Here is a 20,009-nt window from a genome sequence, read left to right as displayed (position 1 = left end):
TGGGCCGCGACGGGGATCCGGGCTCAGGCAGAGATCTGGGCCTGGGAGGCCCGGGCCCTGGCGGCGGCCATCTCCTCGGACTCCTTCGGCATGCCGAGGCCGGCCATCTTCATCGCGTAGCCGACGACACCGCCGAGGAGGATGACGGCGATGCCGGCCCAGAAGCCGAGCGTGTTGGCCGAGACCATGAAGAGGCCCGCGATGCAGAAGCCGATGAAGGAGATGATGACACCGGTCCAGGCGGCCGGGGTGTGTCCGTGGCTGCTGCCCGCCATGAGTTGCTCCTAGTTGGTGTTGCGCTGAAGGTATCGCTGCTTGAAAACGTTCGGTCCCATTGTCCCGTACGCGCCGGTCGGCACGAGGCTGGGGGTCATGCGTCGCGCGTCGGGTCCTCGCCGCGGTCCAGTGCCTTCCACAGTTCCTCGGGGCGGTCGGGGTCCGGGGCTGTGCGGGCGGCCTTGCGGGGGCGGGGGGTGCCGTCGCGTTCGTACCGGCCGGACATGGTGGGCCAGCGGTTGCCGTAGCGCAGGGCGAGGAGCCCGGCGAGCAGGATCAGCAGTCCGCCGACGGCGGTGACGTAGGGCCAGGCGGTGTGGCTGAGGGCGTCGACGGTGGCGGCGGTGTCGCCGGTGGTCTGCGCGGCGCGCTCGTCCAGGGCCGCGCTGTCCGAGGCCCCGGCCCAGGCGCTCACTCCGGCGCCGAGGCCGCTGAGGGCCAGCAGGGCGGCGACGACCAGCCGGCCGCCGCCGCGGACGGCGAAGACCGCGACGAGGGCGGCCAGGCCGACCACGGCGAGGGCCGCGGGGAGGCCGGTGACGTCCTGGCCGTCGGCGCTGAGCGGCAGGGTGCCGCCGCCGACGGCGGCCTTGCCCTCGGCCCAGATCTGGCCGGAGGCGAGAAGTACGACGGTGGCGCCGGCCGCCCCGAGGAGCAGGCCGGCCGCCAGGCTCCGGCGGCTCCCCGCGCTGTCGGGCGCGGAGGCGGCTCGGGCACGGGGCTGGGGTACGGGAACAGCACTCACGTACCCCACTATCCCCTACCGGTTCAACTGTCCCCGAGGCGGTTCGCCGTATGCACGGCGCGCAGGACCGCGGCGGCCTTGTTGCGGCACTCGGCGTCCTCGGCGACGGGGTCGGAGTCCGCCACGATGCCGGCGCCGGCCTGCACGTAGGCGGTGCCGTCGCGCAGCAGGGCGGTGCGGATGGCGATGGCGGTGTCGGAGTCCCCGGCGAAGTCGAGGTAGCCGACGCAGCCGCCGTACAGGCCCCGGCGGGAGGGTTCGAGTTCCTCGATGATCTGCAGGGCGCGGGGCTTGGGGGCCCCGGACAGGGTGCCCGCGGGGAAGCAGGCGGTGAGGACGTCGAAGGCGGTGCGGCCCTCGGCGACCCGTCCGGTGACGGTGGAGACGATGTGCATCACGTGGGAGTAGCGCTCGACGGACATGAAGTCGACGACCTCGACGCTGCCGGGCTCGCAGACCCGGCCCAGGTCGTTGCGGCCGAGGTCGACGAGCATCAGGTGCTCGGCGCGTTCCTTGGGGTCCGCGAGGAGTTCGTCGGCGAGTGCCTGGTCCTCCTGGGGGGTGGCTCCGCGGTGCCTGGTCCCGGCGATCGGGTGGACCATCGCGCGTCCGTCCTCGACCTTGACGAGGGCCTCGGGGCTGGAGCCGACGACGTCGAAGCCGTCGAAGCGGAAGAGGTACATGTACGGCGACGGGTTGGTCGCCCGCAGCACCCGGTAGACGTCGAGCGCGCTCGCCGTGCACCGGGTCTCGAAGCGCTGGGAGGGCACGACCTGGAAGGCCTCGCCGGCCCTGATGCGTTCCTTGACGTCCTCGACGGCGTCCATGAAGGCCTGGCCGCCCCAGAGGGCGGTGTACGGCGGCAGTTCGGAGGGCGGCAGCGCGGTGGGGGCGCTCTCGACCGGCCGGGACAGGTCGCGTTCCATGGCGTCGAGCCGGGCGACCGCGTCCGCGTACGCCTCGTCGACGCCGGTCTCCAGGTCGTTGTGGTTGATGGCGTTGGCGATCAGCAGGACGGTGCCCGTCCCGTGGTCGAGCACGGCGAGGTCCGAGGTGAGCAGCATCGTCAGCTCGGGGAGCTTCAGGTCGTCGCCGCCGTGCTCGGTGATCCGCTCCAGGCGGCGTACGACGTCGTAGCCGAGGTAGCCGACCATGCCGCCGGTGAACGGCGGGAGGCCGTCGCCGCCGACGAGGTCCCGCGGGGTGTGCAGGGTCTCGACGGTGGCCCGCAGGGCCTCCAGGGGGTCTCCGTCGACGGGGACGCCGACGGGGGGCGTGCCGAGCCAGTGGGCCCGGCCGTCGACCGCGGTGAGCGTGGCGGAGCTGCGGACGCCGACGAAGGAGTAGCGGGACCAGGTGCGGCCGTTCTCCGCGGATTCGAGCAGGAAGGTGCCGGGGCGTTCGGCGGCGAGCTTGCGGTAGAGCCCGACCGGGGTGTCGCCGTCCGCGAGGAGCCGGCGGCTGACGGGGATGACACGCCGGTCGACGGCGAGCTTGCGGAAGGTCTCGAGATCCATGGCGGCTGACTCTATCGGGGCGTGGTGACCGGGAGGACGTCCTCGTCGAAGCAGGTGCGTGCACCGGTGTGGCAGGCGGCACCCGTCTGGTCGACCTTCACCAGGACGGTGTCGGCGTCGCAGTCCAGGGCGACGGACTTCACCTGCTGGACGTGGCCGGAGGTGTCGCCCTTGACCCAGTACTCCTGGCGGCTGCGGGACCAGTAGGTGCAGCGGCCCGTGGTGAGGGTGCGGTGGAGTGCCTCGTCGTCCATCCAGCCGAGCATGAGCACCTCGCCGGTGTCGTACTGCTGGGCGACCGCGGGGAAGAGTCCGTCGGGGCCGCGCTTGATGCGCGCCGCGACGGCCGGGTCGAGATTGCTGGCGGGCGTGGAGCCGGGCGTGCTGGTCATGGGCCCATTGTGCCGCGCCGGGCGGCGCGGCCGGGCCGTGCGTCCACTGGGCGGACCCGGGGCGGCGGTCGTACGCTGGCGGGCATGTCGACCCATGCGAAGCGTGAACGTCTCCTGCTCGCCGACCTGTTGGAAGCGGCCGGCCCCGAGGCCCCGACCCTGTGCAACGGCTGGAGGACCCGTGACCTGGCCGCCCACGTCGTGGTGCGTGAACGCCGCGCGGACGCTGCGGGCGGGATCCTGGTGGGTGCCCTGAAGAACCGCCTGGAGCGGGTGCAGGCGGAATTCGCGGCGAAGCCGTACGAGGAACTGATCCAGCTCATCCGTACGGGTCCCCCTCGCATGTCGCCCTTCGGGCTGAAGCAGCTGGACGAGGCGGCGAACACCGTCGAGTTCTACATCCACGCGGAGGACGTGCGCCGGGCGCAGCCCGAGTGGTCGCAGCGGGAGCTGGACCCGGTCTTCGCGGACGTGCTGTGGTCGCGGACCGAGAGGACCGCCAGGATGCTGGGCCGGCGGGCCCCGGTGGGTCTGGTCCTGCGCAGGCCGGACGGGCAGACCGCGGTGGCGCACAGGGGCGCCCCGGTGGTGACGGTGACCGGCGAGCCGGGGGAACTGCTGCTGTTCGCGACCGGCCGGCAGGATGCCGCGCGGGTGGAGCTGGACGGCGACAAGGACGCGCTGGCCCGGCTGCACACCGCCGAGCTGGGTTTCTGAGGGCCGACGGACGGGGTCGCGGCCGGCCGGCCGCGGCCCCGTCCGTCGCTCAGGCGTCGCTGCGGGCGCGGTCGGGGCCGTTCCAGCGCGCCCGGTGGCGGTGGCGCTCGCCGGGGGCGTCCTTCCCCGCCCGCGAGGATCCGAGCAGGCCGAGGAGGAAACCCACCGGGATCGTGACGAGGCCGGGGGTCTGGAGCGGGAAGACGTGGAAGTCCCACTCGGGGAAGAGGGCGACGGGCGTCCCGGAGAACGCGGGTGACAGGACCATCAGGACCCCGATCAGCGGCAGCGTCCCGTACACCGTCCAGCGCACCCCGCGGGCGTCGAAGTGCCGGTTGAACAGGGCGTGGAGCAGCACGGGCGGCAGGACCGAGGCGGCCGCGGCGAAAGAGAGGGAGAGCAGCACCTGCGGGTTGCGGTCGTGGGTGTACGCCGAGAGGAGCACGGCGAGCGCGCCGATGCCGGCGACGGCCCAGCGTGCGCGCCTGATCTCCCGGCCGGAGGCCTTGCCCTCGCCCTGGGCACCCGACGTGCGGGTGAAGTCGCGGGCCACGGACGAGGCGGCGGCCAGGGTGATCCCGGCGACCGCGGCGAGGGTGGTGGCGAACGCGGCGCAGGCCACGAGTGCGAACAGCGGGCTGTCCCTGGGTCCGGCGGCGCCGGGGTCGAGGGCGCCGGTCACCATGAGGAGCGCGGTGCCCCCGGCCGGGTCGGCGGCCCGCAGGAGTTCCCGGCCGATCAGCGCGGACGCGCCGAGTCCGACGACGACGATGCCCGCGCAGAGCAGGGCGACGGGGCCCACGGCCCAGAGGCCGGCCCCGCGGGCGGTCCTGGCGTCGCGGATCGGGTGCAGCCGCATCATGATGTGCGGCATGCACGCGGCGCCGAGCACGAGGGTGGCCTGGAAGCCGACGAGGTCGAGCGCGCCGACGAACCCGTGGCCGAACTGCAGTCCCGGCCTGGAGTACGCGGCTCCGGCTCCGCTGCCGGCCCGCGCCGCGTCGTAGAGGGCGAAGGGTGACCAGTCGAAGCGGGCGAGGACGAGCCCGGCGAGCAGGGTGACGGCTCCCAGGACGACGGCCACCTTGAGGATCTGGATGTAGCCGGTACCGCGCATCCCTCCGAAGGCCGAGTAGCAGACCATCAGCGCGCCGCTGGCGACGGTGCAGCCGGTGAGGGCGCCTTCGGGCAGTCCGAACATGGAGGTCATGACGTGGCCGGCGGTGGTCAGCTGGACGAGGAGCAGGGGCGCCAGCACCACGAGGGTGGCCACGCCGAGCGCCCGGCGCACGGAGCTGTCGCCCAGCCGGTCGGCCAGGAAGTCGCCCAGGGTGAACACCCCTTTGCGGCGCAGGCGTTCGGCGAACAGCCGCATGACCAGGACCAGCGAGGCGACCGTGGCCAGGGCGAACAGGAGGCCGTCGAAGCCGGCGAGCGCCACGGATCCGGTGGTGGACAGCAGCGTGGCGGCGGAGACGTAGTCCCCCGCGATGGCGAGTCCGCTGCCGACCGGGCCGAGGGTGGATCCACCGGCGTAGAAGTGTTCCGGGTCGTCCTGGTCGGCCGCGGCGAGCCCGCACAGCAGCAGGGACACCGCGACGAAACCGAGGAAGATGACGACGGCCAGGGACCGGGCGTCGATCGCGCCGCTCACCGGACACGCTCCGCCGGTGGCACGGCTCTGCAAGAGGCAGCTGAAGACATGCGCGCCATGGCACCAGGGAGAACGCGGGCCGCACAGACGGGAGTTGCGGGGCGCGGCAGTGGTACAGGGACCGGGGCGCGGAGGTGTGCGGGCGCACAGTCCCGGTGGCGTACGGGGCGCGCGCGGCAGTGTCCTCGGGCGGCTGCGGCGGCCGGGCCTCGTGGGGTGGATCCGGCACCGGACGGGGCTGCGGGCCTTGGTCGTGATCCTTGGGTCGCGGGCCCTGGGCCGTGGCCCTCGGGCTTGAGCCGTGAGTCGTGAGCCCTGGGGCCGTGGGTCTCGGGCTTGAGCCGTGAGCCGTGAGCCCTGGGGCCGTGGGTCTCAGGCTTGAGCCGTGAGTCGTGGCCCTCGGGCCGTCCGGAGGACTGCTGCGGACGGCAGGGGGGATGGCCGGCGGGCCGCGAACGGGGCCGTCGGTGCCGTACCGGGTGGCCGTGTGCCGTCCGGTACGGCGTTCGCGGACGGCCGGCGGGTGCCGCGAGCGGGAGGAGGCACCCGCTCGCGGCACCCGGTCACCGCGCCAGCAGCCGCCTGGCCGTGAGTGCCAGGGACACCTCGACCGCGTCCGACGGCCGGGTCAGGCAGCGCCCCGTCAACTGCTCGAAGCGGCGCAGCCTGTTGAGCACGGTGTTGCGGTGGCAGTACAGCTTGGTGCCCGCCCGCTGGGCGGAGCCGTCCGAGTCGAGCCACGCGGTCAGCGTCTCGATGAGGACGTCGCGGTCGGCCGGGTCGATCCGGTCCAGTGGGCCGAGGACCCGGTCGGCGAGCGCGGTCCCCAGGCCCGGCGAGGTGACGACGAGTGCGGCGGGGAGGTGTTCGTCGAGCAGGACGGTGCCCCCGGAGGCCGGGCAGGCCCGCAGGGCTGTCTCGGCCAGCCTTCGCGCGTCACCGACCGAGGCGAGACCCTGGACCACGGAGCTGATGCCGACCCGGGTGCCGGGAGGGGCGGTCAGCCCTTCGGCCAGCAGCGCCAGTTCCCGGCCGGGGCCGTCGCCGCCGCCGGGCCCGTCCCCCGTCTCGCCGTCCTGCGGGGCGCAGCCCTCCGGGGCGAGGGAGCCGAGCGGCAGCACGGCGAGCTCCACGTCGTTCGCCGAGTGCCACAGCACGGGGATCGGCTCCGGCAGCCGCACCGGCGGCGGACCGGCCTCGTGCGGGGTCTTGACGCCGTCGACGGCGAGAACCGCGTACGGCCCGTGGACCGGCAGGCCGAGCGCGGCGGCGGCGTCCGGGAGATCGGCGATGCGGGCGGTGCCGTCCAGGAGGGCGGCCGTCATCAGGCGCTGCTGGTTCTCGCGGCGCCATGCCAGGCGGCGTTCGGCCTGCCGGTACGCCTCGGCGACCACCCCGCAGTGCTCGTCGACGAAGTTCCACACGTCGGCGGCGATGTGGACGAGCAGCGGGGTGTCCTCCGGGTGGCGCCTGGCCGTGTCGTCGACCAGGTCCTGCCAGACCATGGCGCCGCCCATCCGGAAGGCGTGCAGGACCGCGTCGAGCGGGATGCCCTGTTCGGCCCGGCTCTCGCCGATCCAGCGGGAGGTGCGGTGGGCGGCGTCGCGGAACTCCCGCGGCTGGATGAGGGAGGCGACGTTGTTCCGCAGGGAGTGGTGGACCTCCTGCCAGATCTGGGCCGGCTCGGTCTCCAGGGCCGCCCGGTAGGAGGGCTCCTGCTGCCTCAGCGCCTCGACGAGGCGGTCCGCGAGCTCGGGCAGCGACTCCAGGAGCACCCGGGCGGCGCGGTGGAGCACCGCCACTGCCTCGGAGTCGGCCAGGGACCGGATGCGGTAGGGCACCGGCCCCGCGGGGGGTGGTCCGTGCAGCGCTCTGATCCGTGAACGTACGACCTGTGGCATGTCGGCCTCCACCGGGAATCGGCCCGCCGCCGTCCCGCGGCCGGCCCCGGTGTGCGTCCGCCGGCGTTGGGCGGACGCACACCGATCGATCCTGACGGACGCAGAATGGCATACCGCCCGGTCGGTACCTAGAGGTGTGCGCGGTTCTTCTGGTCACGGTCCGGCATCCTTGCCGCACTCCGGGTGTACGGACGGGCCCCGGGGCGCCCGCGCGCCCGCGCGTCACCCCCTCGGGCCGGACGTGTCCTCAGCGGTCCAGCAGCCTGGCGAGCTCGGTCCGGGAGCGGATGCCGAGCGCCGCGAAGACGTTGCGCAGATGGTGGTCGACGGTCCTCGGACTCACCGAGAGCCGTACCGCCACCTCCCTGTTGGTGGCCCCCTCGGCGACACAGCGGGCGATCCGCTGCTGCTGCGGGGTCAGCCCGGCGAGCGGCCCGGGACCGCTCTGGTCCGGCGCGTCCACCGCCTCACCGGCGGCCCGCAGTTCACCGCCGGTGCGCTCGGCCCAGACACGTGCCGAGCAGCGTTCGAAGGCGACCAGCGCGTCGCGGAGCGGCCCGCGGGCCTCGCGGGTGCGGCGCAGCCTGCGGAGCAACTGGCCGTGGAGGAGCTGGGTTCGGGCCCGCTCGAAGTCGCCTCCGGCGCGGTCGTGATGGGTGAGCGCGTCCTCGTAGAGGGCGCCGGCTTCCTCCGGGGGCGCGAGCAGGGCGCGGCAGCGGGCCAGCTGGGCGGGCACCTGAGGGTCGGTCGTCCGGGCGGTCCACAGGGCGAACTCCCTTACGGAGGACTCGAGTTCACCCCTGGCCTCGTCGGCCCTGCCGGAGAGGACCACGGCTTCGACGTAACAGGGTACGGCGAGCATGCGCATGGCGAAGTGTCCGGTGCCGGGGCCCGGCCGGACCAGGGGTCCCAGCCTGGCCGCGGCCTCGCCGGGCCGGCCCGCCGCAAGGTCGGCCCTGGCGACGGCCCAGGTGGCGAGGGTGGCCGCCTGGACGAGGCCGTGCGGCCCGGCTCCGGCGAGCGCCGCGTCGGCGTGGGCCGCGCACGCCTCGGCCGGTCCTTCCACCGAGGCGGCCAGCGCGAGGACGGCGTGCAGGTTCGTGGCGGAGTTCTGCTGGCCGGTGCGGCGGGCGGCGTGCAGTCCTTCCAGGGCGTGGGCCCGGGCCCTGGCGTGCTGCCCGGCGCGCAGTTCGGCGTAGGCCAGCTGCTCCAGGGCGTGCGGCAGCATGCCCTCCGGGCCCCGGGTGCGTACGGCGGAGAGGGCGCGGGCCCCCGCGCGGCACGCGGCGTCGACCTCCCCGAGCACCAGGGCCGAGGCGCCCGCGCGCAGGAGCTCTCCCGCGTCCTCGGCGCGCTCGGCGGAGTCGAGGCAGCAGCGCAGCAGGGCGTGGCCCCGGTCGGTGTGGCCGGCGAGCACCGCGCACATTCCGGCGCGGTACTGCGCCATGGACCGGTCGGTGGCCGCGACGGGGATACGGTTCATGGCGTCGAGGTAGGCGATCGCGTCCCCCATGTCCCAAGCCGCTTCCGCGGCCCCGAACAGGGCGTCCAGGGTGCGGCGCGGATCGTACGGGGCGAGGATCTCCGCGGCGTTCAGGAGCGCCTCCCGGGCATCGGCCACCGGCCCGTCGCGCAGGGCGAGCATGCCGCGTACGTACGGTGCGGCGCCTGAGGCCGGCTGGGGTCCGACGCGGGCGAGCATCGCGCGGGCGCGGCCCGTGTCGCCCGCGAGCCGGGCCTGCTCCGCGGCGGCGGCGAACCGTGCGGCACGCAGGGTGTCGTCGGTGGAGAGGGCCGCGGCGCGGGCCAGCGCGGCGGAGCGTTCGCCGTGCGGCCGGGGTGGGGCGGCCGCAGCCTCCAGTCGGGCGGCGAGGGCGGCGTCGGGACCGGTGGCGGCGCAGGCGCGCTGCACGAGAGCGGGCAGCGGGGCGGCGCCGGGTCCGCCGAGCAGGCCCGCGAGCAGCTCGTGCACCGCCCGGCGGCGGCTGTGGGACGCGCGGTGCAGGACCGCCCGGCGCAGCAGCGGATGACTGAAGTGCACCCTGCTGCCCGCGCGTTGGAGGGCTCCGGCCGTCCCGGCGGGTGCGAACAGCACCCGGTCGAGGTGGGCCGTCGTCAGTCCGGCCCGGGCGCCGGCCCGCAGGAGGAGGGCGGCGTCGGCCCCCGCACCGTCCGGCTCGTGCTCCTCGGCGGCGGCGGCCAGCAGGAGGAGGGTGTGGGTGTCGGGGGGCAGTCCGTCGAGGTGCTCGGCGTGGGCGTCGAGGACGCTCTCGGCGCCGGGCAGCGGGTAGGGCAGCGCGACGCGTCCGGCCAGCTGTCCCGGGGTGAGACGTCCGACGAGTCCGGCCAGCAGCCTCGGATTGCCGGCCGCCTCGCGCAGCAGTTCGCTGCGGACCACGGGGTCGACCTCCGCGGTCCCCTCGGTGAGCCGGTCCAGCAGTGCGGTGGCGGCGTCGTCGTCGAGCGGGCCGAGCCGCAGCGCGGGCAGCCCGGCGAAGGCGGTCTCGTCGCTGGCACCGATGACGACCGCGACCCGGCTGCCCGCGCCGAGTCTGCGCGCGGCGAAGCCGAGGGCCGCGCGGGAGTCGGGGTCCCAGGCGTGCGCGTCGTCCACGCAGACCAGCAGGGGCTGTTCGGCCCCCAGGCCCCGGAGCAGGCCGAGGAGCCCTCCCGGGCTGATCCCGGAGCGCAGCACGGTGTCGGGGGCGAGGGGCAGGGGCCCGGGAGCGGCGCAGAGCAGGGCGTGGAGCCCGCTGTAGGGGAGGCGTCGTTCGGTGGGGGACGCGGCGGCGTACATGACGGGGCCGCCGTGGCTTCCGCGGTAGTGGGCGGCGGCCCGGAGCAGCAGCGCGGTGCGGCCGAGTCCGGGGGGTGCGGTGAGCACGAGGGCTCCGCCGTCACCCGCCCGCAGCCGGCCCGACAGGGTTTCCAGGATGGCCAGTTCACCGCTGCGGCCGTACAGCCGGAGCGGACTGTGCACGGTCGTCGATGGGGTCACGCTTTCACGTTACTTCCGCGTAAACAGCGTCGGAAGGCTCGCGTCCGCTCCTCGTTCCCGGGCGGCCCCGAGCGGTGCCGGCTCCCAACGCGAACGCGGACGCGCTGTGCCGGGGCACACTCCCGGTCCGTTCCCCGGCGGCTGCCCGTAGCGTCGGTACATGACTCACGAATTGCGTACACATGACGGTCTGATGCTGCGTTACCTGTCCTGGTCGCGCGATCCCGATCCCGCGCTGCCCCCCGTGGTGCTGCTGCACGGCTTCGCCGCGGACGCCCGGACGAACTGGGAGGGGCCCGGGATCGTCGAGGCGCTCGTGGCACGGCGCCGGCGGGTGTACGCCCTGGACGCGCGCGGCCACGGCGAGTCCGACGGGCCGCACGACGACACCTACTACGGCGAGGCGCTGATGGCCCGTGACGTGAGCCTGCTCATCGACCGGACGGGTGCGCGGGACGTCCACGTGGTGGGTTACTCGATGGGGGCCGTGGTGGCGCTCCTCGCCGCGGCCCGGGACAGCCGGATCAGCCGCCTGGTCGCGGGTGGCGTCGGCGCGGGAGCGGTGGAGGTGGGCGGGCTGGACACCCGGGTGATGCCTCCCGAGCTGGTGTCGGCTGCCCTGACGGCCGAGGACGCGGCGGACGCCCCGGAGCGGACCCGGGCCTTCAGGGCGCTGGCCGACGCGGTCGGCGCGGACCGGCTCGCTCTCGCCGCGCAGATACGGGCGGTGCACCGGGGCGCTCTGCCGCTGGACCGGATCGTGGTGCCCACCCTGGTCCTCACCGGCGACGGTGACGCGCTGGCCACCCGGCCCGAGGTGCTCGCGTCCTCGATCGCCGGGGCGGAGCTCACCGTACTGCCGGGAGACCATCTGACGGTCGTACGTGACCCCGGATTCGCCGGGGCGATCGGATCGTTCCTCGCGCGGCGCTGACACGGCGACGGCGAGGAGGGACCGGACCGCGGTACGCGCGGCCCGGTCCCCCGTCCGTCCCCCGTGGTTCAGGAGGTGTGCGGGCAGTTGCCCCGGTACTCGGCGATCGTGAGGCCGGCCGACGGCAGCGGGCAGAGGAACTGGTCGTAGCGGGTGTCGTTGTCGATGAACCGCTTCAGCCAGCTGATGCTGTACTTCGCGATCGTCGTGTTCGACGTGTTCGGGGTGAAGTGCGTGGCCCCGCGCAGCTCCAGGTACGCCTTGTCCAGCGAGCTGGGCAGCGAGTTGTAGAACGGCTTGGAGTGCGTGGCGACGGGGGCGATCGTGTCGCCGTCGGCGCCGATGACGAGGGTCGGGGTCTTGAGCTCGGGCCAGGTCTTGTCGGTGTTCCAGCCGGTCAGCGGGATCGCCGCCTGGAGCGACGGACGGTCCTTGGCCGCTTCCAGCGTGCCGCCGCCTCCCATCGAGTGGCCCATCACCCCGAGCCGCGAGGCGTCGACCCGGCTGCGCACCGAGCTGGACCCGGTGAGGTAGTCCAGCGCGGCCAGCAGCTGGTCACCGCGGCTGGCCGGCTGGTCCACCGTGGTGTTGGTGTCGATGGTGAAGACGACGAAGCCCTGGGAGGCGAGCCGCTCCCCCAGCCAGGCGATGCTCGACTGGTAGGCGGTGAAGCCGGGCGAGATGACGACGGCGCCGAACGTCCCGTCGGAGGTGGTCGTCGGGTAGTAGATCGTGCCGCCGCCAAAGCCTCTGACCAGCAGCGACGACACGGAGACGTCGGAGACCGAGTAGGGGCCGCGGAGCGCCTCGATGCTGGAGTTGCTCGGCGCGGGACCCCGCTCGTACGGGTTGGCGGCGGCCTGGGCGCCACCGGGGACGAAAGCGGTGAGCAGACCGGCGGTCGCGGCGGCGGCCACCAGCGCGCCCTTGACGGTGTGGGAGCGGCTCTTCGAAATCCGGTGGCGGCGCGGGGAGGTGTCGCCGGAGGGGAGGTGCTGCTGCACGAGGGGGTCCTCTCGGTCTGGGCGCACCACACCGCCGGATCCGGATGACCCGTCGTCCCGGGGCTCCGGGGGGATACCGCGTGGGTGGCGCCGTCATGGGCTGACGGCGCCACTCTGGCGGCAGCGGACCCGCGCGGGCATCGGCGATATCACCGGTCCTCGCCCCGCCGGGATCAGCGGACGGGGTGTCCGGCCTCCCGCAGGGCGCCCTTGACCTCGGAGATCCGCAGGTCACCGAAGTGGAAGACGGACGCGGCGAGGACCGCGTCGGCCCCGGCCGCGACGGCGGGCGCGAAGTCGTCGAGCTTGCCCGCACCGCCGGAGGCGATGACGGGAACCGTGACGTGGGCGCGTACCGCCTCGATCATCTCGGTGTCGTAGCCGTCCTTCGTGCCGTCCGCGTCCATCGAGTTGAGCAGGATCTCTCCGGCGCCGAGCTCGGCCGCGCGGTGCGCCCACTCGACGGCGTCGATGCCGGTGCCCTTGCGTCCGCCGTGGGTCGTCACCTCGAAGGTGCCCCCAGGGGTGCGGCGGGCGTCCACGGAGAGCACGAGCACCTGCCGCCCGAACCGTTCGGCGATCTCACGGATCAGGTCGGGGCGCGCGATGGCCGCGGTGTTGACCCCGACCTTGTCGGCGCCGGCCCTCAGCAGCTTGTCGACGTCGTCCGGGGTGCGGACCCCGCCGCCGACGGTGAGCGGGATGAAGACCTGCTCGGCGGTGCGGCGCACCACGTCGTACGTCGTCTCGCGGTCACCGCTGGAGGCTGTGATGTCCAGGAAGGTCAGCTCGTCGGCGCCCTCGGCGTCGTAGAGCTTGGCCATCTCGACGGGGTCGCCCGCGTCGCGCAGGTTCTGGAAGTTGACGCCCTTGACGACACGGCCGTTGTCGACGTCCAGGCACGGGATGACCCGTACGGCGAGGCTCATCGCCCACCTGCCCGGTAGGCCTCGACCTCGACCTCGACGACGAGGGAGGGGTCGACGAAGCCCGACACGATGATCATCGATGCCGCGGGGCGGATGTCGTCGAACAGCTCCTTGTGGGCGCGGCCCACCTCGTCGACGTCACGCGCGTGGGTGATGTACATCCGGGTGCGCACGACGTCCTCACGGCCGAGACCCGCCTGCCCCAGGGCGTCGAAGGCGACCTGGAAGGAGGTGACGGCCTGCTCGTACGGACTGCCCGCGGAGATCTGCCCGTTGACCACGGAGGTGCAGCCGGAGACGAGGACGAGCCCGTTGGGGAGTTCGACCGCGCGGGAGTATCCGAACTTCTCCTCGAAGGGGACGTCGGAGGAGAAGCGGTTGACGGAGTCCGTCATGCGGCGACCGCCTTGAGGGCCTCCTCGAGGGTGAACGCCTTGGCGTACAGCGCCTTGCCGACAATGGCGCCCTCGACACCTTCGGGGACGAGGAGCGAGATCGCGCGCAGGTCGTCGAGGGAGGAGACACCGCCGGAGGCGACGACCGGCCGGTCGGTGGCGGCGCAGACGTCCCGCAGGAGGCCGAGGTTGGGACCCTCCAGGGTGCCGTCCTTGGCGATGTCGGTGACGACGTAGCGGGCGCAGCCCTCGGAGTCGAGGCGTTCCAGGGTCTCGTACAGGTCGCCGCCGTCACGGGTCCAGCCGCGGCCGCGCAGTGTCGTGCCGCGGACGTCGAGGCCGACGGCGATCTTGTCGCCGTGCTCGGCGATGACCTTGGCGACCCACTCGGGGGTCTCCAGGGCGGCGGTACCGAGGTTGACCCGGCGGCAGCCGGTGGCGAGGGCGGCGGCGAGCGACGCGTCGTCGCGGATGCCGCCGGAGAGCTCGACCTTGATGTCCATGGCGCCGGCCACCTCGGCGATCAGCGCGCGGTTGTCGCCCGTGCCGAAGGCGGCGTCCAGGTCGACGAGGTGCAGCCACTCGGCGCCGGAGCTCTGCCACGCGAGGGCGGCTTCGAGCGGGGAGCCGTAGGAGGTCTCGGAGCCGGACTCGCCGTGCACGAGGCGGACGGCCTGTCCGTCGCGGACGTCGACGGCGGGGAGCAGTTCAAGCTTCGGCATTACAGCGTCTCGATCCAGTTGGTCAGCAGCTGGGCGCCGGCATCGCCGGACTTCTCGGGGTGGAACTGGGTGGCCCACAGCGCGCCGTTCTCCACGGCGGCCACGAACCGCTCTCCGTGCGTGGCCCAGGTGACCCTGGGGGCACGGATCTTGGCGTTGGTCACTTCGAGGGACCAGTCGTGCACCGCGTAGGAGTGCACGAAGTAGAACCGGGCCTCGGGGTCCAGACCGGCGAAGAGCTGGGAGTCCTCGGGGGATTCGACGGTGTTCCAGCCCATGTGCGGGACGACGTCGGCCTTGAGCGGTCCGACGGTGCCGGGCCACTCGTCGAGGCCCTCCGTCTCGACGCCGTGCTCGATGCCGCGCTCGAACAGGATCTGCATCCCGACGCAGATGCCCATGACGGGCCGTCCGCCGGACAGCCTGCGGCCGATGATCCACTCACCGCGCGCCTGCTTCAGTCCCGCCATGCACGCGGCGAAGGCACCGACGCCGGGGACGAGCAGCCCGTCGGCGTTCATGGCGGTGTCGAAGTCCCGGGTGATCTCCACGTCGGCGCCGACGTGGGCGAGGGCGCGCTCGGCGGAACGGACGTTGCCGAAGCCGTAGTCGAAGACGACGACCTTCTTCTTGTCAGTCACGGATTTCCTCAGTCCCAGAGTCCCTGGATCCGCATGACGCCCGCCACCAGGCACATCACGGAACCGATCCCGAGGAGCACGACGACGCCCTTGGGCATGCCCTGCTTCCAGAAGGAGTAGACCCCGCCGGCCAGGAAGAGGCCGACGAGGATCAGCACGGTGTTGAGGCCGGTCACAGGGCGCCCTTCGTGGAGGGGAGGATGCCGGCCGCGCGCGGGTCGTGCTCACTGGCGTACCGCAGGGCGCGGGCCAGTGCCTTGAACTGGCACTCCACGATGTGGTGGGCGTTGCGCCCGTACGGGACGTGGACGTGCAGGGCGATCTGCGCCTGGGCGACGAAGGACTCCAGGATGTGCCGCGTCATCGTGGTGTCGTACTCGCCGATCATCGGCGCCATCTTCTCCGGCTCGGTGTGCACCAGGTAGGGGCGGCCGGAGAGGTCGACGGTGACCTGGGCGAGCGACTCGTCCAGCGGGACGGTGCAGTTGCCGAAGCGGTAGATCCCGACCTTGTCGCCGAGCGCCTGCTTGAAGGCGGCGCCGAGCGCGAGGGCGGTGTCCTCGATCGTGTGGTGGCTGTCGATGTGCAGGTCGCCCTCGGTCCTGACCGTGAGGTCGAAGAGCCCGTGGCGGCCGAGCTGGTCGAGCATGTGGTCGTAGAAGCCGACCCCGGTCGAGACGTCGACCTTGCCGGTGCCGTCGAGGTTGATCTCGACGAGCACGGAGGTCTCCTTGGTGGTCCGCTCCACTCTTCCTACGCGGGCCTCGCGAGTCATGCGTCGTGCTCCTTCTTCAGTTCGCGCACCGCATCGAGGAACGCGTCGTTCTCTTCCGGGGTCCCCGCGGAGACGCGCAGCCACCCCGGTACGCCGTTGTCGCGGACCAGGACGCCCTGGTCGAGGATCTGCTGCCAGGCGGCGTGGCTGTCGGCGAATCGGCCGAACTGGACGAAGTTGGCGTCCGAGTCGGTGACGGCGAAGCCGAGACCGCGCAGCCCGTCGACCAGCCGGTCGCGCTCGCTCTTGAGCTGGGCGACGTACCCGAGCAGCGTATCGGTGTGTTCGAGGGCGGCGAGCGCGGTGGCCTGGGTGACGGAGGACAGGTGGTACGGCAGGCGCACCAGCTGGACCGCGTCCACGACCGCGGGGGCCGCGGCGAGGTAGCCGAGGCGCAGTCCGGCGGCGCCGAATGCCTTGGACATGGTGCGGGAGAGCACCAGGTGGGGGCGGCCCTCGATGAGCGGGAGCAGCGAGGGGTGGTGGCTGAACTCCCCGTACGCCTCGTCGACGACGACCATCGAGGGCCTGGCGGCCTGGGCGGCGTCGTACAGGGCGAGGACGGTCTCCGCGTCGACGGCGGTGCCGGTGGGGTTGTTGGGCGAGGTGATGAAGACGACCTCGGGCCGGTGCTCGGCGATCGCCTTCTTCGCCGCCTCCACGTCGATGGTGAAGTCCTCGTTGCGGGGCCCGGAGATCCAGCCGGTGCCGGTGCCGCGCGCGATGAGGGCGTGCATGGAGTACGAGGGCTCGAAGCCGATCGCGGTGCGCCCGGGTCCTCCGAAGGTCTGCAGCAGCTGCTGGAGTACCTCGTTGGAGCCGTTGGCCGCCCAGACCTGGGCGGCGGAGACCTCGTGCCCGGCGGTGCGGGTGAGGTAGCGGGCGAGCTCGGTGCGGAGCTCGACGGCGTCGCGGTCGGGGTAGCGGTTGAGGTCGCGGGCGGCCTCGCGGACGCGTTCGGCGATGCGGTCGACGAGCGCGTCGGGCAGCGGGTACGGGTTCTCGTTGGTGTTCAGCCGTACCGGTACGTCGAGCTGGGGTGCCCCGTACGGGGACTGGCCGCGCAGTTCGTCCCGGATCGGGAGCGCGTCCCAGGGACTGGTGCTGTTCGTCACGCCTGCGGAACCTTCCAGCCGAACCTGGCCTTGAGTGCGGCGCCGTGGGCGGGGAGGTCCTCCGCCTCGGCGAGGGTCACCACGTGGTGGGTGACCTCGGCCAGCGCGTCACGGGTGTAGTCGACGACGTGGATGCCGCGCAGGAAGGACTGCACGGACAGGCCCGAGGAGTGGCAGGCGCATCCGCCGGTGGGCAGGACGTGGTTGGAGCCTGCGCAGTAGTCCCCGAGGGAGACGGGCGACCAGGGGCCGACGAAGATCGCGCCGGCGTTGCGGACGCGGTCGGCGACGGCGGCGGCGTCCGCCGTCTGGATCTCCAGGTGCTCGGCGGCGTACGCGTCGACGACCTTCAGGCCGTCCTCGATCGAGGAGACCAGGACGATCGCGGACTGGCGGCCGGCCAGCGCGGGCTCGATCCGCTCCTTGACGTGCCTGGTCGCGGCGACCTGCGGCGCCAGCTCGGCCTCGGTGGCCGCGGCGAGCTCCTCGGAGTCGGTGACGAGCACGGCGGCCGCCATCGGGTCGTGCTCGGCCTGGCTGATGAGGTCGGCGGCGACGTGCACCGGGTCGGCGGTGGCGTCGGCGAGGATCGCGATCTCGGTGGGGCCGGCCTCGGCGTCGATGCCGATGCGCCCCTTCAGGAGGCGCTTGGCGGCGGCGACGTAGATGTTGCCGGGTCCGGTGACGAGGTTGACGGGCGGGCAGTCCTCGGTGCCGTAGGCGAACATCGCGACGGCCTGGGCGCCGCCGGCGGCGTAGACCTCGTCCACCCCGAGCAGGGCGCAGGCGGCCAGGATGGTGGGGTGCGGCAGTCCGCCGAACTCCTTCTGCGGCGGGGAGGCGACGGCGAGGCCCTCGACGCCCGCCTCCTGGGCCGGGACGACGTTCATGACGACGGAGGACGGGTAGACGGCGCGGCCGCCCGGGACGTAGAGCCCGACGCGCTCGACGGGGACCCACTTCTCGGTGACGGTGCCGCCGGGGACGACCTGGGTGGTGTGCGTGGCGCGGCGCTGCTCGCGGTGGACGAGGCGCGCGCGGCGGACGGACTCCTCGAGGGCGGCGCGTACGGCGGGGTCGAGGTTCTCCAGCGCTCCGGCGATCGCCTCGGCGGGGACCCGGACCGATTCGAGGCGTACGCCGTCGAACTTCTCCCCCCACTCGATCACTGCCGTCGAGCCACGATGGCGTACGTCCTCGCAGATGGGCCGCACCGTCTCCAGGGCGGCTTCCACGTCGAACTCGGCACGGGGCAGCAGGTCGCGCAGGTCGCCGCCCTGGGGGAGGGCGGTGCCGCGCAGATCGATTCGAGAGATCACACCGCAATTCTCTCAGACCGCTTCCGGCGTCCGGTCGCCCGTATCACTGGCTGATACATGCCCCGGCTGTCACTGCTGACCGTTAGCGTTCACGTCGTCACACAGAGGGAATGAAACGGGTGGACGGGCGCGGCACGGACCGCGCGGGGCGGAGGTGTGGCGGTGACCGAACCGCACGACGGCGAGATCCCGGACGGGCTCAGCGCGGCGGAGCTGGGCATGTGGCAGTCGTTCCGCAACGGCACCACCTACGACCTGAGGTCGCACGATTCGGTGCGCGACGATCCGTTCGCGCCGCACATCTGGGGGCCTGAGCGCAGCGTGGGCGCCCGGACGGTGGCGCGGCTGCTGCTGAGCGGGCCGTCCGCGCGCCCCGGCCGGGTGGCCGCCCTGAAGCTGAGGGGCGTCCGCATCACGGGGAAGCTTGACCTGGCGGGCGGCCGGGTGTCGCCGTACGTCGAGCTGACGGGGTGCCGTTTCGAGCAGGAGGTGGTGCTGCCGGAGTGCCACTTCACCACGTTGCGACTGGTGGGCTGCGCGGTGCCGCGGCTGGACGCCGCCCGGCTGCACACGGAGGGCGATCTGCATCTGCCGAGGTGCCGGGTCGAGCGGGGCATCCGGCTGACGGACGCGCAGATCGGCACGGACCTGCTGATCAACCAGATCCGGGTCGGCCCGGACCGGCGCGGCCGCTCGTTCGTGGGCGACGGGATGTCGGTGGCGCAGGACCTCCAGGCCGAGATGATCGAGACGCGCGGCGAGCTCAGTCTGCGCGGGACGACGGTGGGCGGTTCGCTGAGCCTGCGCGGCAGCCGGCTGCGGGCCTCGGACGGCCGCCGGGCGCTGAACGCCCCGCAGCTGAGCGTGGAGCGCACGCTGTACCTGACGGAGGCGTGGGTCAGCGTCGAGACGGGGAACCAGGGCACCACTCCCCCGTACGGCATCCCCCGTGGCGGCGGCCCGGCGCGCGGGACGCGCGCGCAGGTCTTCGAGTGCCGGGGCGCGGCGCGGTTCGACGACGGGCGCTTCGGGGACGCGGTGGACCTGCACGGCGCCCGTTTCACGCTGACCGGCGGCGAGGAGCTGTCGCTCCGCCGGATCGTCACCCCCGAGCTGCGCTTCAACGCGGAGCGCCCGCGCGAGGGCAGGGTCGTGCTGAACGGCGCGAAGGTCGTCACGCTGATCGACGTCGCCGGCAGCTGGCCCGGTCCGGGCGGCCTGGCCATGGGCGGGTTCGTGTACGAGAACCTCGTCCCGTACGGCCACTTCCCGCTCTCCCGGCGCCTGGAGTGGGTGCTGGCCGCGACCCCGGAGTACGTGCCGGAGCCGTACGAGCGCCTGGCCACGGTGCTCCGCAACTGCGGTGAGGACGCGGACGCCCGGGAGGTGCTGCTGGCCAAGCAGCGCAGACGGCGCGAGACGCTGCCGCTCGCGGGCCGGGTCTGGGGCTATCTGCAGGACTGGACGGTGGCGTACGGCTACCGCCCGGGGCGGGCGCTGGTCTGGATGGCGGTGCTGTGGGCCGCCGGGGCGCTCGCCTTCTCGTGGTACCGCCCCGAGTCGATCAAGGGGAGCGAGCACCCCGAGTGGAATCCCGCGCTGTACTCCCTGGATCTGCTGGTCCCTGTGATCGATCTCGGGCAGGACGGCTACTGGCTCCTGGAGGGCGGCTGGCAGTGGGGGGCCGCGGCTCTCGTGCTGCTGGGGTGGATATTGGCCACGACGGTCGCGGCGGGGGCGTCCCGGCTGCTCCGGCGCGGATGACGCACAGGGCGTCGCACATCGGCCGCGCCCCTTGCCCGGTGGCGTGCGAGTGGGCCGCCGGTGCGGGGCGGGCCGGTCGCGGTCGATTACCGGAAGGGCCGTTTCGAGCCAACACACCGCCCTTCCTTTGCCTTTTCTTGACCTCGTTCCGGGCAACCCTCCTACTTGGCACAGAAGCTTCACAAGCCCCCTCTGGCGCCGCCCCCACCTG

At 73.4% G+C, this 20,009-nt stretch carries 19 protein-coding genes; 3 read left to right on the top strand and 16 right to left on the bottom strand.

Annotated elements, in window-relative coordinates; all coding sequences use genetic code 11:
* Positions 1-23: 23 nt before the first annotated feature.
* The 4 genes from ACFXOA_RS10140 to hisI form a co-directional block, all read right to left on the bottom strand.
* Positions 24-275, bottom strand: a complete 252-nt coding sequence (locus tag ACFXOA_RS10140) for an HGxxPAAW family protein (protein ID WP_385024593.1) — start codon at positions 273-275, stop codon at positions 24-26.
* A gap of 95 nt (positions 276-370) precedes the next feature.
* Positions 371-1,030: a TIGR02234 family membrane protein gene (locus tag ACFXOA_RS10135; RefSeq protein WP_385024591.1), complete on the bottom strand. Its 660-nt coding sequence runs from the start codon at positions 1,028-1,030 to the stop codon at positions 371-373.
* Between the two features lie 14 nt (positions 1,031-1,044).
* On the bottom strand, positions 1,045-2,538 hold the full coding sequence (locus ACFXOA_RS10130; RefSeq protein ID WP_385024589.1) for an anthranilate synthase component I: 1,494 nt from the start codon (positions 2,536-2,538) through the stop codon (positions 1,045-1,047).
* An 11-nt stretch (positions 2,539-2,549) separates the two neighbouring features.
* Positions 2,550-2,930 carry a phosphoribosyl-AMP cyclohydrolase gene (hisI, locus tag ACFXOA_RS10125; protein WP_385024587.1) on the bottom strand — a complete coding sequence of 127 codons (381 nt, stop codon included), beginning with the start codon at positions 2,928-2,930 and terminating at the stop codon, positions 2,550-2,552.
* An 84-nt stretch (positions 2,931-3,014) separates the two neighbouring features.
* Between hisI and ACFXOA_RS10120 the strand changes: the two genes are divergently transcribed.
* Positions 3,015-3,647, top strand: a complete 633-nt coding sequence (locus ACFXOA_RS10120) for a TIGR03085 family metal-binding protein (protein WP_385024585.1) — start codon at positions 3,015-3,017, stop codon at positions 3,645-3,647.
* A 49-nt stretch (positions 3,648-3,696) separates the two neighbouring features.
* Here ACFXOA_RS10120 and ACFXOA_RS10115 read toward each other — a convergent pair whose 3' ends face one another.
* The 3 genes from ACFXOA_RS10115 to ACFXOA_RS10105 form a co-directional block, all read right to left on the bottom strand.
* Positions 3,697-5,301, bottom strand: coding sequence for a cation acetate symporter (locus tag ACFXOA_RS10115; RefSeq protein ID WP_385024583.1), 1,605 nt, complete (start codon positions 5,299-5,301; stop codon positions 3,697-3,699).
* 563 nt (positions 5,302-5,864) lie between these two features.
* Complete coding sequence (locus tag ACFXOA_RS10110) at positions 5,865-7,202, bottom strand: PucR family transcriptional regulator (RefSeq protein WP_385024581.1); 1,338 nt, start codon at positions 7,200-7,202, stop codon at positions 5,865-5,867.
* Between the two features lie 247 nt (positions 7,203-7,449).
* Entirely contained in the window at positions 7,450-10,200 is a 2,751-nt protein-coding gene (locus tag ACFXOA_RS10105; protein ID WP_385024579.1) for a LuxR C-terminal-related transcriptional regulator, read from the bottom strand.
* Between the two features lie 160 nt (positions 10,201-10,360).
* Between ACFXOA_RS10105 and ACFXOA_RS10100 the strand changes: the two genes are divergently transcribed.
* Entirely contained in the window at positions 10,361-11,134 is a 774-nt protein-coding gene (locus ACFXOA_RS10100) for an alpha/beta fold hydrolase (RefSeq protein ID WP_385024577.1), read from the top strand.
* A gap of 68 nt (positions 11,135-11,202) precedes the next feature.
* On the opposite strand, the gene ACFXOA_RS10095 is transcribed toward ACFXOA_RS10100, so the two are convergent.
* The 9 genes from ACFXOA_RS10095 to hisD form a co-directional block, all read right to left on the bottom strand.
* Positions 11,203-12,138 carry an alpha/beta hydrolase family protein gene (locus ACFXOA_RS10095; RefSeq protein WP_385024575.1) on the bottom strand — a complete coding sequence of 312 codons (936 nt, stop codon included), beginning with the start codon at positions 12,136-12,138 and terminating at the stop codon, positions 11,203-11,205.
* 173 nt (positions 12,139-12,311) lie between these two features.
* Entirely contained in the window at positions 12,312-13,067 is a 756-nt protein-coding gene (gene hisF, locus ACFXOA_RS10090) for an imidazole glycerol phosphate synthase subunit HisF (protein WP_385024573.1), read from the bottom strand.
* The gene (locus tag ACFXOA_RS10085) at positions 13,064-13,462 is read right to left on the bottom strand and encodes a RidA family protein (RefSeq protein ID WP_385024571.1); all 399 of its coding nucleotides are present in this window, start codon (positions 13,460-13,462) and stop codon (positions 13,064-13,066) included. The genes hisF and ACFXOA_RS10085 overlap by 4 nt, the downstream gene beginning before the upstream one ends.
* On the bottom strand, positions 13,459-14,184 hold the full coding sequence (priA, locus tag ACFXOA_RS10080) for a bifunctional 1-(5-phosphoribosyl)-5-((5-phosphoribosylamino)methylideneamino)imidazole-4-carboxamide isomerase/phosphoribosylanthranilate isomerase PriA (RefSeq protein WP_362547665.1): 726 nt from the start codon (positions 14,182-14,184) through the stop codon (positions 13,459-13,461). Before priA ends, ACFXOA_RS10085 begins: the two co-directional genes overlap by 4 nt.
* Positions 14,184-14,825, bottom strand: a complete 642-nt coding sequence (gene hisH, locus ACFXOA_RS10075) for an imidazole glycerol phosphate synthase subunit HisH (RefSeq protein WP_385024569.1) — start codon at positions 14,823-14,825, stop codon at positions 14,184-14,186. Before hisH ends, priA begins: the two co-directional genes overlap by 1 nt.
* Before the next feature lie 8 nt (positions 14,826-14,833).
* A complete protein-coding gene (locus ACFXOA_RS10070) occupies positions 14,834-15,001 on the bottom strand; it encodes a hypothetical protein (protein ID WP_014156783.1) in 168 nt (55 codons plus the stop codon).
* On the bottom strand, positions 14,998-15,600 hold the full coding sequence (hisB, locus tag ACFXOA_RS10065; protein WP_385024567.1) for an imidazoleglycerol-phosphate dehydratase HisB: 603 nt from the start codon (positions 15,598-15,600) through the stop codon (positions 14,998-15,000). Before hisB ends, ACFXOA_RS10070 begins: the two co-directional genes overlap by 4 nt.
* Positions 15,597-16,715 (bottom strand): histidinol-phosphate transaminase, encoded by a 1,119-nt coding sequence (locus tag ACFXOA_RS10060; protein WP_385024565.1) that lies wholly within the window; start codon positions 16,713-16,715, stop codon positions 15,597-15,599. The genes hisB and ACFXOA_RS10060 overlap by 4 nt, the downstream gene beginning before the upstream one ends.
* Positions 16,712-18,034 carry a histidinol dehydrogenase gene (gene hisD / locus ACFXOA_RS10055; RefSeq protein WP_385024562.1) on the bottom strand — a complete coding sequence of 441 codons (1,323 nt, stop codon included), beginning with the start codon at positions 18,032-18,034 and terminating at the stop codon, positions 16,712-16,714. The genes ACFXOA_RS10060 and hisD overlap by 4 nt, the downstream gene beginning before the upstream one ends.
* A gap of 162 nt (positions 18,035-18,196) precedes the next feature.
* Between hisD and ACFXOA_RS10050 the strand changes: the two genes are divergently transcribed.
* The gene (locus ACFXOA_RS10050) at positions 18,197-19,798 is read left to right on the top strand and encodes an oxidoreductase (RefSeq protein WP_385024560.1); all 1,602 of its coding nucleotides are present in this window, start codon (positions 18,197-18,199) and stop codon (positions 19,796-19,798) included.
* Positions 19,799-20,009: the final 211 nt, after the last annotated feature.

The sequence above is a fragment of the Streptomyces sp. NPDC059166 genome (assembly GCF_042755185.1).
In the GTDB taxonomy this organism is placed as follows: Bacteria; Actinomycetota; Actinomycetes; order Streptomycetales; family Streptomycetaceae; genus Streptomyces.
This window is presented reverse-complemented; position numbering and strand designations above follow the sequence as displayed.

Bases quoted from the DNA above. Each gene is read 5' to 3' on its own strand.
- ACFXOA_RS10140 (WP_385024593.1), bottom strand. From the start codon at position 275: ATGGCGGGCAGCAGCCACGGACACACCCCGGCCGCCTGGACCGGTGTC.
- ACFXOA_RS10130 (WP_385024589.1), bottom strand. From the start codon at position 2,538: ATGGATCTCGAGACCTTCCGCAAGCTCGCCGTCGACCGGCGTGTCATC.
- hisI (WP_385024587.1), bottom strand. From the start codon at position 2,930: ATGACCAGCACGCCCGGCTCCACGCCCGCCAGCAATCTCGACCCGGCC.
- ACFXOA_RS10120 (WP_385024585.1), top strand. From the start codon at position 3,015: ATGTCGACCCATGCGAAGCGTGAACGTCTCCTGCTCGCCGACCTGTTG.
- ACFXOA_RS10110 (WP_385024581.1), bottom strand. From the start codon at position 7,202: ATGCCACAGGTCGTACGTTCACGGATCAGAGCGCTGCACGGACCACCC.
- ACFXOA_RS10100 (WP_385024577.1), top strand. From the start codon at position 10,361: ATGACTCACGAATTGCGTACACATGACGGTCTGATGCTGCGTTACCTG.
- hisF (WP_385024573.1), bottom strand. From the start codon at position 13,067: ATGAGCCTCGCCGTACGGGTCATCCCGTGCCTGGACGTCGACAACGGC.
- ACFXOA_RS10085 (WP_385024571.1), bottom strand. From the start codon at position 13,462: ATGACGGACTCCGTCAACCGCTTCTCCTCCGACGTCCCCTTCGAGGAG.
- priA (WP_362547665.1), bottom strand. From the start codon at position 14,184: ATGCCGAAGCTTGAACTGCTCCCCGCCGTCGACGTCCGCGACGGACAG.
- hisB (WP_385024567.1), bottom strand. From the start codon at position 15,600: ATGACTCGCGAGGCCCGCGTAGGAAGAGTGGAGCGGACCACCAAGGAG.